General features: G+C 32.7%; 16 protein-coding genes, 1 pseudogene and 1 riboswitch. Of the genes and pseudogenes, 7 read left to right on the top strand and 10 right to left on the bottom strand.

Going from position 1 to position 16,717, the window contains the following annotated elements:
* Window positions 1-59 precede the first annotated feature (59 nt).
* Window positions 60-1,388, bottom strand: coding sequence for an MATE family efflux transporter (locus ACI32A_RS01850; RefSeq protein ID WP_439753318.1), 1,329 nt, complete (start codon window positions 1,386-1,388; stop codon window positions 60-62).
* 98 nt (window positions 1,389-1,486) lie between these two features.
* On the opposite strand from ACI32A_RS01850, the gene ACI32A_RS01845 reads away from it, so the two are divergent.
* A complete protein-coding gene (locus ACI32A_RS01845; protein WP_439753317.1) occupies window positions 1,487-2,371 on the top strand; it encodes a LysR family transcriptional regulator in 885 nt (294 codons plus the stop codon).
* Here ACI32A_RS01845 and ACI32A_RS01840 read toward each other — a convergent pair.
* The 3 genes from ACI32A_RS01840 to ACI32A_RS01830 form a co-directional block, all read right to left on the bottom strand.
* The gene (locus ACI32A_RS01840) at window positions 2,361-3,050 is read right to left on the bottom strand and encodes a response regulator (RefSeq protein WP_439753316.1); all 690 of its coding nucleotides are present in this window, start codon (window positions 3,048-3,050) and stop codon (window positions 2,361-2,363) included. The two genes, ACI32A_RS01845 and ACI32A_RS01840, sit on opposite strands and share 11 nt — an antisense overlap.
* Window positions 3,043-4,920: an ATP-binding protein gene (locus ACI32A_RS01835; RefSeq protein ID WP_439753315.1), complete on the bottom strand. Its 1,878-nt coding sequence runs from the start codon at window positions 4,918-4,920 to the stop codon at window positions 3,043-3,045. Before ACI32A_RS01835 ends, ACI32A_RS01840 begins: the two co-directional genes overlap by 8 nt.
* A 90-nt stretch (window positions 4,921-5,010) precedes the next feature.
* Window positions 5,011-5,661, bottom strand: a complete 651-nt coding sequence (locus ACI32A_RS01830; protein ID WP_439753314.1) for a potassium channel family protein — start codon at window positions 5,659-5,661, stop codon at window positions 5,011-5,013.
* 119 nt (window positions 5,662-5,780) lie between these two features.
* A riboswitch (Lysine riboswitch) is annotated at window positions 5,781-5,944 on the top strand.
* Window positions 5,945-6,006: 62 nt separating this feature from the next.
* On the opposite strand from ACI32A_RS01830, the gene dapA reads away from it, so the two are divergent.
* The 4 genes from dapA to ACI32A_RS01810 are packed head-to-tail and all read left to right on the top strand — an operon-like array spanning window position 6,007 to window position 9,545.
* On the top strand, window positions 6,007-6,888 hold the full coding sequence (gene dapA, locus ACI32A_RS01825) for a 4-hydroxy-tetrahydrodipicolinate synthase (RefSeq protein WP_439753313.1): 882 nt from the start codon (window positions 6,007-6,009) through the stop codon (window positions 6,886-6,888).
* Entirely contained in the window at window positions 6,888-7,595 is a 708-nt protein-coding gene (gene dapB / locus ACI32A_RS01820) for a 4-hydroxy-tetrahydrodipicolinate reductase (RefSeq protein ID WP_439753312.1), read from the top strand. Before dapA ends, dapB begins: the two co-directional genes overlap by 1 nt.
* Window positions 7,596-7,610: 15 nt before the next feature.
* Window positions 7,611-8,792 carry an LL-diaminopimelate aminotransferase gene (locus tag ACI32A_RS01815; protein WP_439753311.1) on the top strand — a complete coding sequence of 394 codons (1,182 nt, stop codon included), beginning with the start codon at window positions 7,611-7,613 and terminating at the stop codon, window positions 8,790-8,792.
* Between the two features lie 42 nt (window positions 8,793-8,834).
* Complete coding sequence (locus ACI32A_RS01810; RefSeq protein WP_439753310.1) at window positions 8,835-9,545, top strand: phosphatase; 711 nt, start codon at window positions 8,835-8,837, stop codon at window positions 9,543-9,545.
* A gap of 222 nt (window positions 9,546-9,767) precedes the next feature.
* On the opposite strand, the pseudogene ACI32A_RS01805 reads toward ACI32A_RS01810, so the two are convergent.
* From ACI32A_RS01805 to ACI32A_RS01795, 3 genes and pseudogenes are all read right to left on the bottom strand, one after another.
* Window positions 9,768-10,028: pseudogene (locus tag ACI32A_RS01805) on the bottom strand (transposase); the annotation flags it as partial.
* Window positions 10,029-10,256: 228 nt separating this feature from the next.
* On the bottom strand, window positions 10,257-11,201 hold the full coding sequence (tig, locus tag ACI32A_RS01800; RefSeq protein ID WP_439753309.1) for a trigger factor: 945 nt from the start codon (window positions 11,199-11,201) through the stop codon (window positions 10,257-10,259).
* Between the two features lie 44 nt (window positions 11,202-11,245).
* Entirely contained in the window at window positions 11,246-11,806 is a 561-nt protein-coding gene (locus ACI32A_RS01795; RefSeq protein WP_439753308.1) for a GNAT family N-acetyltransferase, read from the bottom strand.
* A gap of 97 nt (window positions 11,807-11,903) precedes the next feature.
* Between ACI32A_RS01795 and ACI32A_RS01790 the strand changes: the two genes are divergently transcribed.
* Window positions 11,904-12,116, top strand: coding sequence for a hypothetical protein (locus ACI32A_RS01790; RefSeq protein ID WP_439753307.1), 213 nt, complete (start codon window positions 11,904-11,906; stop codon window positions 12,114-12,116).
* Window positions 12,117-12,150: 34 nt separating this feature from the next.
* Window positions 12,151-12,594 carry an HAD domain-containing protein gene (locus tag ACI32A_RS01785; protein WP_439753306.1) on the top strand — a complete coding sequence of 148 codons (444 nt, stop codon included), beginning with the start codon at window positions 12,151-12,153 and terminating at the stop codon, window positions 12,592-12,594.
* Here ACI32A_RS01785 and ACI32A_RS01780 read toward each other — a convergent pair.
* The 3 genes from ACI32A_RS01780 to ACI32A_RS01770 all read right to left on the bottom strand — a co-directional run bounded on the left by ACI32A_RS01780 (window position 12,584) and on the right by ACI32A_RS01770 (window position 16,639).
* Window positions 12,584-13,525 (bottom strand): glycyl-radical enzyme activating protein, encoded by a 942-nt coding sequence (locus tag ACI32A_RS01780; protein ID WP_439753305.1) that lies wholly within the window; start codon window positions 13,523-13,525, stop codon window positions 12,584-12,586. The genes ACI32A_RS01785 and ACI32A_RS01780 overlap by 11 nt on opposite strands.
* Window positions 13,488-15,791 carry a glycyl radical protein gene (locus ACI32A_RS01775; protein ID WP_439753304.1) on the bottom strand — a complete coding sequence of 768 codons (2,304 nt, stop codon included), beginning with the start codon at window positions 15,789-15,791 and terminating at the stop codon, window positions 13,488-13,490. Before ACI32A_RS01775 ends, ACI32A_RS01780 begins: the two co-directional genes overlap by 38 nt.
* Before the next feature lie 86 nt (window positions 15,792-15,877).
* Window positions 15,878-16,639, bottom strand: a complete 762-nt coding sequence (locus ACI32A_RS01770; RefSeq protein WP_439753303.1) for a DeoR/GlpR family DNA-binding transcription regulator — start codon at window positions 16,637-16,639, stop codon at window positions 15,878-15,880.
* Window positions 16,640-16,717 lie beyond the last annotated feature (78 nt).

Below are 16,717 nucleotides of genomic sequence, written 5' to 3'. Positions count from 1 at the left end.
TGTTGAAACCCCCATACCTTTATTAAAAGATATGGGGGTTTGTCAACACTCTGAACAGATCAGCCGATCTGTTTTTTTCGTATCCATCGATGATAAAACAAATTCGAAAGAAAAGTCGCAACAATCCATCCGATTGGCCAAGATATCCAAATACCAATAAAACCAAATACTTTTGAAAAACAAAAAGTCAAGAAAACACGCAGAATAAGATCTGTGAAAGTTGATTTCATAAAATCTTTCATCTGGCAAGCGCCTCGTAAAATACCATCCACAACTAATTTCATAGAGACTACAAAATAAAATGGACTGACAATATATAAAAACATACTACCTGAATAAAGAGCTTCTTGTGATGGTGTATCCATAAATAATGTAATCATTTTTTGTGTCAATCCAATATATAAAATCACAATAGGAATACAAATCATCCAAGCCATTTTTAAGCCTGCTTTATAACCTTGTTGAATTCGATCCATTTTATGAGCACCTAAATTCTGTGCTGTATAATTCGATATTCCATTTCCCATCGTTGTAAAAGAAGTTATGACTAAATTGTTCAGCTTTGTAGCAGCACTAAATCCAGCAATCACACTTGAACCAAAGCCATTGATAATACTTTGTATTAATATATTTCCAACGGATATAAAACTTTGTTGTAAAGCACTTGGAATCATGATATTAAAAAAACGAAGTAAAATTGTTTTTGAAAAACATTGAAAAGAATCACTTTTTATTTTTTTCAATCGTTGAAATACCACAATACAACTAAAAATACAACTTACTCCCTGACATAAAAAAGTAGCCCAGGCTACGCCTGCTATTCCCATTTGAAAATATGCAACAAAAATATAATCTACAAGAATATTGGAAATTGATGATATGACCAGAAAATAAAATGGAGTTTTTGAATCACCCAAGGCACTAAAAATTCCATTGGCAATGTTATAGAAAAATAAAAAAGGTAGCCCCATCATATAAATATCCAAATACAATTTAGAATCTGAAAAAATTTCTTCTGGTGTATGAATCCAATGTAAAATACTATTACATGATATAAACCCAATTCCCATCAGACAAATACACAATCCCAGTGTGAAGAAAACAGAGGTCATAATTGCTGTTTTCATTTGAACAATATTTTTCTCGCCATAAAAAACAGAAGTCAATACCGAACAGCCCATATTACAACCAAACGCAAAAGCTAAAAAAATCAATGTAATTTCATAGCCGTTTCCAACGGCAGCTAATGCCTTTTCTCCAATGTATTTACCAGCAATCAAGCTATCGGCTATGTTATAGAGTTGCTGAAATATTACACTTCCAAATAAGGGTAAACAAAATTTCCATAGTACAGTTTGTGGATTTCCAATTGTTAAATCTTTATTCATATTTTTCCTCTTTTCAGATTTGTATTATATTTTTGAAATAAATATATGTAAAATATATAATAAATATAGTTATCATATATATTTGATATGGAGGAAATATGAACACTAATTTTGAATTGTATAAAATTTTTTATTGCGTTGCCAAATACAAAAACATCACCAAAGCTGCTCATGCCTTGTATCGAAATCAGCCCAATATTTCCAGGAGTATTCAAAAATTAGAAGAAGAATTAAATTGTAAATTGTTTGTGCGAACAAAGAAGGGCGTGGAATTAACACCAGAAGGTGCTTGTTTATATGCACATGTTGAAATTGCGATTGAACAAATCATAAAAGCTCAACAAGAATTATTGAAACAAAAAGAAATGGAATTGGGTTCTATTTCCATTGGTGTCACTGAAAGTGCATTGAATATTTTTTTATTAGAAAAATTAGAAAACTTTCATAAAAAATATCCCAAAATCCATCTAAGAATCTCTAACCACTCCACACCACAGGCCATTCAAGCATTGGAGAACGGACTCGTTGATTTTTCCATTGTTGTTACGCCAACAATTTTGCCTTCACATTTGAAACAAATGCCTTTACTGGATTTTCAAGACATTTTAGTGGGTGGTAAACAATATAAAGAACTAGCTACTACAACTTTTTCTTTACAAGACTTAAAATCCTATCCATTGATTATGTTAGGAAAAGAAACTATGACGCATTCCTTCTTTTCTCAATTGTTTTTTCAAAACAATACTGAATTCAACAGTGAATTTGAAGTAGCTACCATGGATCAGGTATTGCCCTTAGTTATACACAACCTTGGACTTGGTTTTCTTCCCTATCCAATGGCTAAAGAAGCTCTCGAAAAAAAAGAAATTGTTTCCATTTCAATTAAAGAAACAATTCCTATGCGACAAGTCGTCTTGATTGAAGATAAAAGAGCACCATTGAGTATGGCAGCCAAATCTTTTATTCAGGAACTTAATATTTAACCATGCGATATCCAACTCCAACATGGGTTTGAATATATTTAATAGAAGAATCTTTTTCTTCTATTTTTTTTCGTAAAGTAGCCATAAAGACGCGTAAAGAAGCAACATCATTTTCTAAAGCAACGCCCCATACTTCTTTTAAAATATATTTATGTGTTAATACTTTTCCTGTATTTTTACATAAAACACATAATAATTTATATTCAATCGGCGTTAAATGAACTTCCTGATCTAAAACCGTTACACAACCCGCCACATAATCGACTTTTAAATTTCCATTAACATATAGTGATGTACTTTTTTCTTCTTGTGTATTTAAACGACGAATGACCACACGAATACGAGCCAGTAATTCATCCACAGAAAATGGTTTTGTCAAATAATCATCGGCTCCTTTATCCAAAGCATCAATTTTATCAGTATCTTCGCTTCGTGCGCTAATGACAATAATGGGAACGGAACTAAATGTACGAATTGTAGAAATAACTTCACAACCATCCATATCGGGTAAACCTAAATCCAATAATATAATATCCGGACAATGCGATGTCACTTCCAGCAAAGCTTCTTTTCCTGTTTGTGCTACTTCATATTTATAGTCATGTAATTTTAACGTTGTAACCATCAAATTTCGAACCGATGCATCGTCTTCCACCACTAAAATATTGATTTTATTCATATTCTTTTCCTTTCACTAACGCCACTACAAAAGTACTACCATGAGGAATTGTATCTTCTACCCATATTTTTCCACCATGTAAATTCAATATCGACTTACACAAAGCCAGCCCCAGTCCAAGACCTCTTTCATCATCAACGATGTCATGTTTCCCTCGATAAAACATTTCAAATATTTTTTCTTTGTCTTCAATGCCTTTTCCATGATCTTGAATGCGAACATAAATATAGTGTTCATCTTCTTCAATAGAAATTTGAATCGGATATTTATCATCCACGTATTTAATCGCATTATTGAAGATATTCACAAATACTTGAATCATCAATTTTGCATCCATCCATGCTGTATAAATTTTAGTACATGGAACAAATATAAAATGATGCGTATCGTTATGAATTTTATGATAAGCTTCTTCAATCACTTCTTCCACTATTTCCAGGTTCTTGTTTAATTTGATCTTTCCTTGTTCAATTCTTGTAACCGATAATAAATTCTCCACCATTTCACTTAACCAGATAGAATCTTTATAAATATTGTTCACCATACTCATTTTATCATTTTCCGATAACATGTCCTTATTTTTTAATAACGTGGAAGAATTTCCAATAATAGATGTCAAAGGCGTTCTTAAATCATGAGAAATCGTTCGAAGTAAATCGGCTCTCATTTTTTCGTTGTTTGCACGAATCATTGACTCTTCTTTTTCTCGTGCATTTTTTTCATTTTCCAAAGCCATGGAACATTCCGTTAGAATTGACAACAAAATATTTTTTTCTGAAATATCCAATGGCTTATCTAAGCGAATCCCAAAAACACCATGAATTCTTTCGTCAAATCCAAGAGCACAATAAAAATATTTGGCATCCGAAAACATATTGGTTCCTTTTCCTGCTTGTTTATGATGTTCAAAGACCCATTCTACAATTTTTCTTTCCGAAACCAGACACATTTCATCTTCTTTTTCAAAATAAAAAAGAGTATTGGGTTTGGTATATAAAACTAAATTTCGATTAAAAATAGATTTTAATTGTGAAATCGTCACCGATAAAATTTCATTTGTTTCTTTGGCATGCGACAACAATTGATTCGTGTCCAATAATGTTTTAGTTTGATGGGCACTAAAAGAAGCTGAATAAGCATGTGTTTTCAATCGCCAGGCAAGGGTTCCTGTAATCATAGAAGAACAAAACATAATCGCAAAAGTTAATAAATAACCATTGTCGTAATAAAGTAATGTATATTTTGGATTGGTAAATAAAAAATTAAAAACAATCACGCTTAAAAAAGAATCAATTCCATTTAATAATAGACTCGGTGATAATAAAGAATGAATCAATACACCTAAAATATAAATTGTAATAATATCTGCATCATTCATTCCTGTTTTTGAAATTAAAATACTAATGAAACTTGTAACCGTTAAAACTACCAGCATCGTAAAAATGTCTTTCCATTGAAAAGATGCCAATTCCATTGTTTCAGGGTGTTCGTTCCGATTGGGAATGACATAAACACTAATATTGGATACATAGGAAATTAATTCATCACTGATGGATGGTCTTCCTATTGAAAAGGGATAAGATACACTTTGCCCCAACACAATTCTTGTAACACCTGAGTGATGTGCGAACTGAGATATTTGAAATGGAATATCTTCTCCAAAAACACGATTGACTTTTGCTTTACAGTTTTGAGCGTATTCAATGTTTTTATTTAGTTGTTGAATGCTTTCTTTTGATTTCTTTCTTGATGTTTCAACATATAACGCAATGAAATCGGCTTGATAGGCATGCGCCATATCCATAGCCGATTCTATACTTTTATGATTTGAACTTGAAGAAGACAAACAAACCAAAACGACTTCTTTCATATTTATTTTCCTTTTATTTTATCTATAATTTTTATTATTATCGCATAAATCAATAAAATATACACAATAAATAATAAAATCAAAAAGAAATCAATCATATTTAAATACTTTTTGGATTTGTTTGATTTTTCCAATAACTAATAAACGCATAGACTTTGTAAAAATGGTGTTCGGTCCAAAGTCCATAGAAACACAATCGTGTTGTTTGATTCCAATAACATTGATATGATATCGATTTCTTACATCTACACCAGAAATAGTTTTCCCAATCCAGGTAGCAGGAACATCTAATTCATAAATCGCATGATCTTTATCTAATTCAATATAATCGAAAATATGTTCAGAGCTTACACGAATCGCAGTCCAATTTGCTAATTGTCTTTCTGGATATACCGCTTCATCGGCACCATTTCGTAATAAAAATTTTTTATGAATGTCGCGACATGCTCGAGCTACAACATATTTAGCATTGAGTTCTTTTAATAGAGAAGTTGTTTCCAGTGAACTTTGAAAATCATCTCCAATAGCACATACACAACAATCAAAATCTGATACTCCTAATGTTTTTAAGAACTGTTCGTCACAGCTATCTCCAATTTGTGCAACATGAACATATGATAACACATCATTGATGCGGCTTTCTTCTTTGTCAACGGCCATGACTTGATGACCCATTTCATATAATTTTTGTGCACAGTGTCTTCCAAATCGACCCATTCCGATGATTAAAAAAGACTTCATATTTTATTCACCTCACTTTCATTATCTAAAAAACAATATTAAAGTGGCATTAATTTCATTGTCTTAATATTAAGATTGTATAAAGATTATTTGATTATTTTCGCTCAAAGAGTATAATTTAACTTGATAGAGGCGCGGTAACGACAAAAGAACAAAGAGCTGGCAAGCATTTGATTTGTTCTCTAAGCAATATCGCCGAACTGTTTTTTCAGGCATGAAAAAATGGTGGACCAATGGAGAAAATCTATTGGGCTGTCTACTTTGTAGGAGTGCTATCTTAGTTTGATTGTTTTTGTCAGTAAGATAGTGTGCTTACTGACATTTTTTATAAGAAGGAGAAAACATATGAAACCAATTAAAGGAAGTATTGTTGCTTTGATTACACCATTTAAAGAAGATGGAAGTGTCAACTTTGAAAAATTAGAAGAATTGTTAGAATGGCACATTGCGAATAAAACAGACGGAATTCTTGTATTAGGAACAACTGGAGAAAGTTCTACTATGACACAAGAAGAAGATGACCAGGTTGTTGAATTTGCGCTTCGTGTTGTGAATCATCGTGTTCCTGTTATTGTCGGTGCAGGTTCAAATAGTACAGCAGCCATGAAAGAAAGAAGTATTAAATATGAAAAAATGGGAGCTGATCAATTATTGCTGATCTCTCCATACTACAATAAAACAAATGAAAAAGGGATGATTGCACATTTTACAGAATGTGCCGATGCCGTTAACATTCCTATCATTTTATATAACGTTCCAGGAAGAACGGGATGTTCCATCTCCGAAAATGCGATTAAAGTTTTATCGAAACACCCTAATATCATTGGAATTAAAGAAGCCAGTGGAAACATTTCCTATGCTACAAATATTGCTCGTTATTTAAGTGATGACTTTGTGATGTATTCTGGAAACGATGATATGATTACAACGATTATGGCATTAGGAGGAAGTGGAGTTATTTCCGTTTTAGCCGATATTGCTCCTGAAATCACACACAACATTGTGCAGGCATGGCTAGATGGAAAACCAGAAGAGAGTTTACGTTTACAATTAAAATATTTGGACGTAATTCATGCTTTATTCTGTGAGGTCAATCCGATTCCAGTTAAAGAGGCTTTAAATATGATGGGAAAAAATATTGGTGGTTATCGTCTTCCTTTATATGAAATGGAAGAATCCAATAAAAAACGTTTACACGATGCTTTGGAAAAGGCAGGTTTACTATAATGAAGGTTCTTGTTATTGGAAAAGGAAGAATGGGTTCTTTAATTGAAGCCACTGCACAAAGTCATGGACACGAAGTGATTGGAAAAGTTGATATCTTTGATTCCGAAACGATTTTAAATACTTCTTGCGATGTTGTGATTGATTTTTCTCATCGTGATAATGTGAACTGGGTTTGTGATTATTGTAAAAAACAAAAAGCCAGTCTTGTCATGGGTACAACAGGACTTCAAGAACAGCATATGAAAGCATTAGAAAATTTATCGAAAACAAATCCTGTTTTCTTTTCATATAATTATTCTTATGGTGTAGCTGTTTTACGAAAAGCTTTGGAATTTATCACGCCATTGTTAGAAAATGAATTTGATATGGAAATGGTGGAAAAACATCATAATCAAAAAGCCGATGCTCCTAGTGGAACTGCCATGATGTTATTAAAAGCTTTGGATCCCAACAATGAATATAAACACGTTTTTGGACGTGAAGGCATGGTTGGTAAGCGTCAAAAAGAAATTGGAATCTCAGCTATCCGTGGTGGAAGTGTAGCTGGTGAACATACCGTTTATTATTTTGGACAAGATGAATCGATTTCCATTACACATAATGCAACGAGTCGGCAAATCTTTGTCAATGGAGCTATTAAAGCAGCACAGTTTATTGTGAATCAGAATCCTGGTTTGTATTCCATGGATGATTTATTAAATCAATAAGGGAGGAAAATCGATATGAGTATAAAAGTCAATGAAAACTATAAAAATTTAGCACAAAATTATTTATTTAAAACCATAGCACAAAAAGTAGCCGATTATACACAAGCTCATCCCGATAAAAAAATTATTCGCTTAGGAATTGGAGATGTCACACTTCCATTAACGACAAGTGTTATTGAAGCCATGCATAAAGCCGTAGATGAAATGGGGCATCAGGAAACATTTAAGGGCTATGGATCCGAGGCTGGATATGATTTTGCGATTGAAGCAGTTTGTGAACATTATAAAACTTATAACGTTTCATTAAAGAAAAGTGAAGTCTTTATTTCCGATGGAGCCAAAAGTGACTGTGGAAATATCACCGATATTTTTGGAGACAATGAAATCTTAATTCCAGATCCAGTCTATCCAGTTTATTTAGATTCAAATGTGATGTGTGGAAGAAAAGTTCAATTTATCAAAGCCAATCAGGAAAATGGTTTCTTGCCTCTTCCTGATCAAGTGGAAAAGAAAAGCTATATCATCTATATTTGTTCGCCAAACAATCCAACAGGAGCTGTATATAATCGAGATCAATTAAAACAATGGGTTGACTTTGCCAACGAAACTCAATCCGTTATTATTTTTGATTCTGCTTATGAAGCCTTTATTCACGGAGATTATCCTCATTCTATTTTTGAAATTGAAGGATCTTCTACATGTGCCATTGAAATTTGTTCCCTATCTAAAACAGCTGGATTTACAGGAACGCGTATGGGTTGGACCATTGTTCCAGAAGAACTAGTTTGTTCCGGTACAGCTTTAAATCCAATGTGGAACCGTCGTCAATCTACTAAATTCAATGGAACCGCTTATATCATTCAAAGAGGTGGTCAAGCTGCTTTAAGTGAACAAGGATTTAAAGAATGTCAGGAAAATATCGCATATTATATGGAAAATGCGAAATTAATTGCGCAAGCTTTAGATGAAAAAGGAATCTGGTATACAGGTGGAATTTCAAGTCCATATATCTGGTTAAAATGTCCAAATAATATGAGTTCATGGGAATTCTTTGATTATTTATTAAATGAACTACAAATTGTTGGAACCCCTGGATGTGGTTTTGGTCCACAAGGAGAAGGATACTTCCGATTGACTTCTTTTGGCTCAAGAGAAGCGACTTTAGAAGCTATTGAACGAATGAAAAAGGGATTGTAAAAATCCTTTTTTTGTTTAGAATATGTTCAGGAGGGAATTTTCATGAAACAAATTGTAGCCGATATGCATATGCATACAATTGCCAGTGGACACGCCTATGGAACGATTCGTGAAATGGTGGCGGCCGCTAAACAAAAGCATCTGAAAATGATTGGAATTACTGAACATGCTCCTGGTATTCCAGGAACGGTGGATCCATTTTATTATCGAAATCTGGCTGTTATTCCAAAGTCCATCGATGGAATAGATGTTTTGATGGGATGTGAAATCAATGTATTAAACAATGGAGAGCTTTCTTTAGACCAGGAATCCATTGATTTTCTGAATTATGCCATTGTAGGGATTCACAGACAGTGTTATCAAGATCAGGGAAAAAAACAAAATACTCAAAATTTAATAAAATGCATGAAACATAAAAGTGTATATTTTGTGTCGCATCCGGATGATGATCATACGCCTTTGGATTATGATCTTCTTGTTTCGGTGGCTAAAAAATATCATGTAGCTTTAGAGGTCAATAATAGTTCTTTGGTCAAAAAGGAACAACGACTGAATTGTTACGAAAACTATAAAACCATGTTAGATCTATGTCAAAGGTATCAAGTTCCTATTCTAGTAAGTTCCGATGCCCATGATCCAAGCTGGGTTGGTTCTTTTGATTTAGCAATTCAATTATTAGAAGATGTACATTTTGATGAGGATTTAATTTTAAATACAGATATTCAAAAATTGATGTCATTTATTCAAACATAAAAACCACCACTAAAAAAAGTAATATTGAAAGCCCTATAAGGGCCTGTTGTTGCATAGATCCTTCAACCACTGAAGCCTCGCCAGTCGCAACGCCTTCACATGCTGCCCCTAAAAGAGGCGTAGTAAATCGCTTGCTTTTACCGTATCACCTATAAACGAGTCAATATACTTTTTCATATTGAGTTCATCGGCCAACTTGTCTTCGGCAAGTTGGTTTTGTATATATTCTCTTATTACTTTTTCATTTTTATCAACTGTATCTGCAAAATATCCTCTTGTCCAGAACTTCGATTCCCAAATTTTTATTTTATATTTGCGTGTCTCTCAAATATCATTACAAGCATATGAACATGATTTGGCATCAGATGTCCCTCTATTATGTCTACAGAGTACTCTTAATATTTTCCCTGAATCCTTTCTGTACTGATTATATATAATTTTCCTTCTGTATTTTGGTGTAAAAATGATATGATATTTACACATCCATTTTGTATGTGCTAGAGAATAGGCTTTATTCGCCATTGATAATCACCTGTCTTTCTTTTTTGGTAGCTTGAACACCTCCATTATAAGGAAGACAGGTGATTATTTTGTATAACTTTTTTCTTCCACCCGCATAGCAGGTGGTTTTTTGTTTCGCGCTTTCTGCGCTCAACTTGCTAAAGCATCACTTAGCGTAAATGTACAAATAAAAAAACCGTATTTACGGTTTTATTTAAAATTTACAATCGCATTGTCCATAACAACTTGACTGGCCTTCATCAACTTCATTTCACGTTCTAATTCATCATGTGGAATTTGTTGTTTCACCATTTCAATGTCAATATTATAAGAAGAAGCAATCAATTTCATTTGTTCCTCAATTTCTTCTTCAACATCTATAATATTTTCTAGACGAGCCACTTCTAATAAAGCCACTTCTAAACGAACTTGTTTTGTCGCAAAATCCATGAATTGAGAACGCAAATCATCTCGAGTTTGTCCAATCATTTCTAAATACGAATCCAAATTCATTCCCTGTTGCATCAACTGTGTTTCAACACGAGCTATTTGCTGATTCAAAGCCATTTCCACTAAATCCTGTGGTAAATCACCTTCTACTGTATTCATTAAAATATCAAATACCGCATCTTGTACGTGTTCATCATCTTTTTTTGCTGCTTCATTGGATAAAACAGCTTTCATATAAGCATAGAATTCATCTACATTTTGTACATCTGGAATATTTAAAGATTTTACGAATTCATCATTTAATTGGGCTGGTTTCTTTGAAAAAATATCATGCACTTTTACTTTAAAAATCACTGGTTGCCCTGCTAAAGTTTTTTCCTGATAATTTTCAGGGAAAGTAACATGCAAATCTTTTTCCTCTCCTTTTTTCATTCCCATCATTTGATCTTCAAAACCAGGAATAAATTGTCCGGAGCCAATGACCATTTCATAATTTTGTGCAGTCCCTCCATCAAAGGCAACACCATCTTTTAATCCCTGAAAATCAAAGATTGCACTATCTCCGTTTTCAATACATTCTTTTGTTTCTTTAATTGGATTTTGACTTAGAACATATTGTACTTGTTGTTCCACCATGTCATTTGTACATTCAACACGTTTAATTTCTACTTCAATTCCTTTATAATCACCAATTTTAATTTCCATAATAGATCCTTTCTAGTAACCATATCACTATAACATAAATCCCATTAATTTTCGAATACTTCTAAAAAAGGAATAACTTCTTCCACAGGAACTTTATGACCTCCTAAAAATTTTTCCATCCATACCATGCTATACCATCGATTGAATTTATATCCACATTGATGGAATTGTCCAACCATGGAATAGCCCATATGTTCATGAAAATGAACACTATTTAAATCCAGATATTCATCATCTTGTTCAATATAACTAATACAAGCATTCACATTGAGTATATTCTGTTTCTTTAAATAAAATTCTAAAGCCGTATATAATTGTTTCCCAATGCCTTTATGTTTACAATTCACATCCACATAAATCGTTGTTTCAACTGACCAATCATAAGCTTTTCGTCCTTTAAAACTCGATGCATAGGCATAGCCCAAAATTTGATTGTTTTCTTCATAAACAAGATAAGGATAACGGGAAAGTATCGTTTGAATGCGTTTTTCAAATTCTTTTTCAGTGGGTACTTCATATTCAAATGTAATGGCTGTATGTAATACATAATAAGAATAAATACGAAGTAATTGTGGAATATCACTATTTTGTACAACTCGTATCATTTTTTTCCTTCTTTCACAGGCTTAATTATACCTTTTTATTTGACAGAAACAAAATTATTTTGTATGATATCGTCCTTATCGTTGAAAGGAGGATATTATGATTCAAATCACAATGTTGTATATTTTAATGTATTTATTTTATTGTGCAACCATTCAAACTGAATATATCAAAATACATCATGTCATCACATTATGTGCTTGTTTGACATTTTTTCCAGATGCTTTGATTTCTTCACTAGGCTTTGTATCTACAATGACAGGAATCACAATGTTAATTTATTTATTGCGAACAAAAACAGAAAGTAATTAGTGTTTTGGTTCGCTTTTTATTTTATAGTGTAGATATGAAAATCATTTTTTTGGATATAGATGGTGTACTAAATCAAAGAATGGGTCTTGAAAAAGATAAGTTATTGATTCTAAAAACAATTGTAGATAAAACCAATGCCAGAATTGTTTTAATTTCTTCGTGGAAAGAATACTTAACAAAGGATTGCAAGAGTAAAAACTTCATGGGTTCTTATTTACTAAAGTCTTTTCATGATATGCAACTTTCTATTTATGATCGAACCATCAGTGATGGTTTATCACGTTCTAAGGGCATTCAACAATGGTTAAGAACTCATGAAGTGTCTTCTTATATTATTTTAGATGATAATTTATATGATTATTCAAATTCTTTATTGGATCATCTTATTTTTATTGAACATCATATGGGCTTACAAGAATATCATATTCCAATTTGTGTTGAAAAACTAAAAACATCCCTCAGGGATGTTATAGCTTGATTAAGTTTTGAATGCCATTGTTTTGTGCAATTAAATAAAAGTTATCCATTTCTTCTTTGGAATACAATTCTGGATTGTCTTCAAAACAATAGTCTATATCCAAATACGAATACTTTGATTTGGCTAATGGATTGTAGTTTAATAATTCATATTTAACATTGGGATATAAACCAGAAATAAATTTAGATATTTTTTCGACATTATCTTTTGTTGCTGTCATAGTTGGAATAAGAGGTGTTCGAATAATGACTTTATCTTTGTGTTCACTGGTTAATAAATATTCAATGTTTTGTTTAATTTTTTTATTGGAAACGCCTGTATATTCTATATGCTTGTCTTCATCAAATACTTTACAATCACAATATATCTGATCTAAATAAGGCACTACTTTCTTAACGTTTTCTAAATCTGTATAAAACGAAGATTCAATGGCTGTATGTATATTTCGCTTTTTGCATTCTTTTAATAGTTCCAAAACAAAATCCACTTGTCCAAATGGTTCTCCTCCAGAAAAGGTTACGCCACCTCCATATGTAAAGAAAGCTATATCCTTAAATAATTCTTCACAAGCTTGTTCATATGTATATTCTTTTGAATCAAAACAAACAGCCATGGTTGGACACATATAGACAATGTCATCCCAGTTATCTTTTATTTCTCGATGAATCACAATTTTTCCATTGATGCATTCAATTCCTTTATTTTTAGATGTATGTACACAAGTTTGACAGTGAATACATTGATTTTCCATATACAATAACTGTGGTCTGGCTTTTAAGCCTTCTGGATTGTGGCACCATCTACATCGAAGTGGACATCCTTTTAAAAACATTGTTGTTCGAATGCCATTTCCATCATGAGTCGCAAAGCGTTTGATATCAAATACAATCCCTTTAGATTTTGTCATAACTTGTTCTGGCGATGATTTCATCTTGTAAGTCTCCTGCCAATTCCGTGAAATAAGCTGTATAACCTGCAACACGAACAGTTAAAGAACTATATTGTTCTGGATGGGCTTTGGCAGCTAATAAATCTTGTTTGGAAACAACATTAAATTGAATATGTGGAATTTCCAAATCTACAAAAGTGCGTAAGAAATTCGCAAATTTTTCAATTCCAGATTGCGTTGAAAAGAATTCAGGCAGGAATTTCATATTCAACAATCCTCCATTGGTTGTGCATTGATTTTCCAAACGAGAAACTGATTTCAATACAGCTGTTGGTCCATTTAAATCACGTCCATAGACAGCCGATAAACCTCCATCAGCTAATGGTGTCTGGCTTAAACGACCATCGGCACTAGCTCCGACGTTTTGTCCCATTGGTACATGGGCACTCACTGTATACATTCCTGTATGATATGGTCCATTTCGATAGTTTGTATATTTCTTTAATTTTTCACGGAAAGCACTTGCCCATTTGGATCCTAATTCATCCACCCATTGAATATCATTTCCATATTTCTCTACTCGATTTAATAAGGTCTGGCGTAAAATTTCCTGTCCTTCAAAATTTGTTTGAAGCGCATATTCCAAGTCATGTGCAGAAATTCGTTTTTCATCAAATACCATTTTTTTAATAGCAGCCATAGAATCAGCTAAATTCGCAACCTGAATCATTTGAATACCGGATAAATTGTAGCGAGCCCCTCCATTGACAACGTCCATTCCTTTTTCAATACAATCATCGATAACACAAGACAAGAAAGGTGTTGGCAAATGATCTTGATGTCCTTTTTCCACTTTTTCACAGCATTCAATCATTTTATCAATGAAATAATCCATTGTTTTTTCAAAAGCATCTTCTAATTCTTCAAAACTTGTATAAGTACTTAAAGAACCATAGTCCGGTCCTAATTGTTTTCCTGTAATTAAGCATTTTCCATGATTTAAAGTTAATTCCAAAACTTTGCATAGATTAAACATAGCTGAATCTGACCATCCTAAATTGTTTCCTTGTGTTGTGATTTCTACACAACCCACAATTGCATAGTCCATCGCATCTGTTTTAGAAATACCTAATTTTTCAAGTGCAGGAACTAGACATTTGTCATTGAAGAATTGTGGCATTCCACTTCCTTTAGATACACAGCGAACCGCATGTTCTAATAATGCTTCATTTGTGTTTTCATGAAGACGTACGCTTAAGTTTGGTTGTGGTAAACCAACTTCTTCTTGTGCCTGAATCAGTAAATGACTTAATTCATTGCTGTAATCATTTCCATTTTCGTCTTGTCCACCAACCGCAATATTAAATCCAATTGGGAAACCCGCAAAATATTTAGCACTGTGTGCATTTCTTAAATACACGATTTGATTAAATTTCAACCATAAACATTCAATTAATTCTAAGGCTTCTTCATCATTGATCAACAATTCTTCTTTGTCTTTTTTATAATAAGGATACAAAGCTTTATCTAAGCGTCCTGGTGAAAAACTTGAGGCATTGCTTTCCATATGTAATACAACCATCAAAAACCAAAGTGATTGTAATGCTTCATGAAATGTTTGTGCTGGTCTTTGACTTAAATTATGACAAATTTGTGCAACATCTTCTTTTCCCATTTCTGAAGCTAAAGTCGCATAACGATTCATGAAATTTTGAACACCTTTCATAACTAAAATAGCCGATTGATAGAATTCAATTTTTTTAGAATCGTTACAGTTTTCTAGTTTTTGATTGATTTTTGAAATATAACCGGCTGGTCCTGTTTCAAGCCATTCCACTACATTTGGACAAATATGACCTTGGGCATGATCGGTCTGATTGATTTTTACAACTGTAGAAATAGCACCAATTTTTCCATCGGCTTTCACATCATCTTCCAATGATTTCCCTTTCCAGTAAGGAAGAATCACTTCACGGAATGTTTGAATGTCTTCTGGATGTACATTGAATTTGTCTTGTGGACGTGTAGGAATGGTTTCAAATTCTTTATCGACCCAGCTAATTCCACTTTCAGGAAAAACAACACCATAGCGAACACCTTTGGTACGATTTCCGACAATTAATTCTTCGGGTTCAATTCCAATTTCAATTTGATTTAAAGCATTATATAAGGAATATGCACGTTTTATTTGTACAGATTCATTTTCGTGGTCTTTATATGTTTGAGTAATAATTAAAGCTTGTTCAATACTGACATAGCGAGGACAAGATAACATTTTATCTTTTAATACTTGGATTCTCTGGTTCATGTTTTTCCTCCTTTTTATTGTTTTTTATTGTTTACATCCTAAATATAGCTATAAAAACAAGAATTGTCAATAAAAAAGGCGAAAAATCAAATGATTTGCAGGCCTTTTTTTTCAATATAAGTTTTTTGTTTACCATTCAATACTTTATCCGTAATAATGCCATCAAAGCTTTCTAATTTCGCAAACACAAAATTCCCATCTTGTTCAAATTTAGCGCTTTCCACAACAATATAACTCACTTTGGAACAAGCTAATACTTGTTTTTTAGTCATACCATCGTTGATGTCATAAGTAGTGAGCTGGTTTTGTTTCAAATTGATACCTACGACTCCAATAAAGCTCATATCAAATTGATAGTTTTGAATGATTTCATTGGTAAAAGAACCTAAAAATCCATCTTTTGGTTTGTTTAATTCTCCGCCAATAAAAATTAAATTTACATCGCATTCTCCACAAAAAATCAATAAAATATCGACACTATTGGTAACTACTGTAATATTTAAGTTTCTTTGATAAATGAGTTTTGCTAATTCAATATTGGAAGTTGAAATACCTAAGAAAATCATGGCACCAGGTTTAATAAGAGAAATTGCTTTTTGTGCAATAATTTTCTTTTCTTCAACATATTTATCCAATCGAGCACTGACATTAAAAGTATGAGGATTTTCTCGAATGCTGATAGCACCTCCATGAATTCGTTTGAGTTTTCCTTCTTTTTCTAAAATAGCTAAATCTTTTCGAATACAGTCTTCTGTCACATTGTATTCACTGGCAATGTCTCGAACACGTACTGACGATTCTAAATTTAATTTTGCTAAAATATGATCATGTCTTTCTTTTTGTAACATAATTTACTCCTGACTAACTATACGACGTGCCACATAGACACCACTTGCCGATGCATGAGACAAAGAATGCGTTACGCC

This window comes from Floccifex sp., from assembly GCF_051873555.1.
GTDB lineage: Bacteria > Bacillota_I > Bacilli_A > Erysipelotrichales > Erysipelotrichaceae > Floccifex.
The sequence above is the reverse complement of the archived record's forward strand: the minus strand, read 5'-3'. Positions and strand labels throughout refer to the sequence as shown.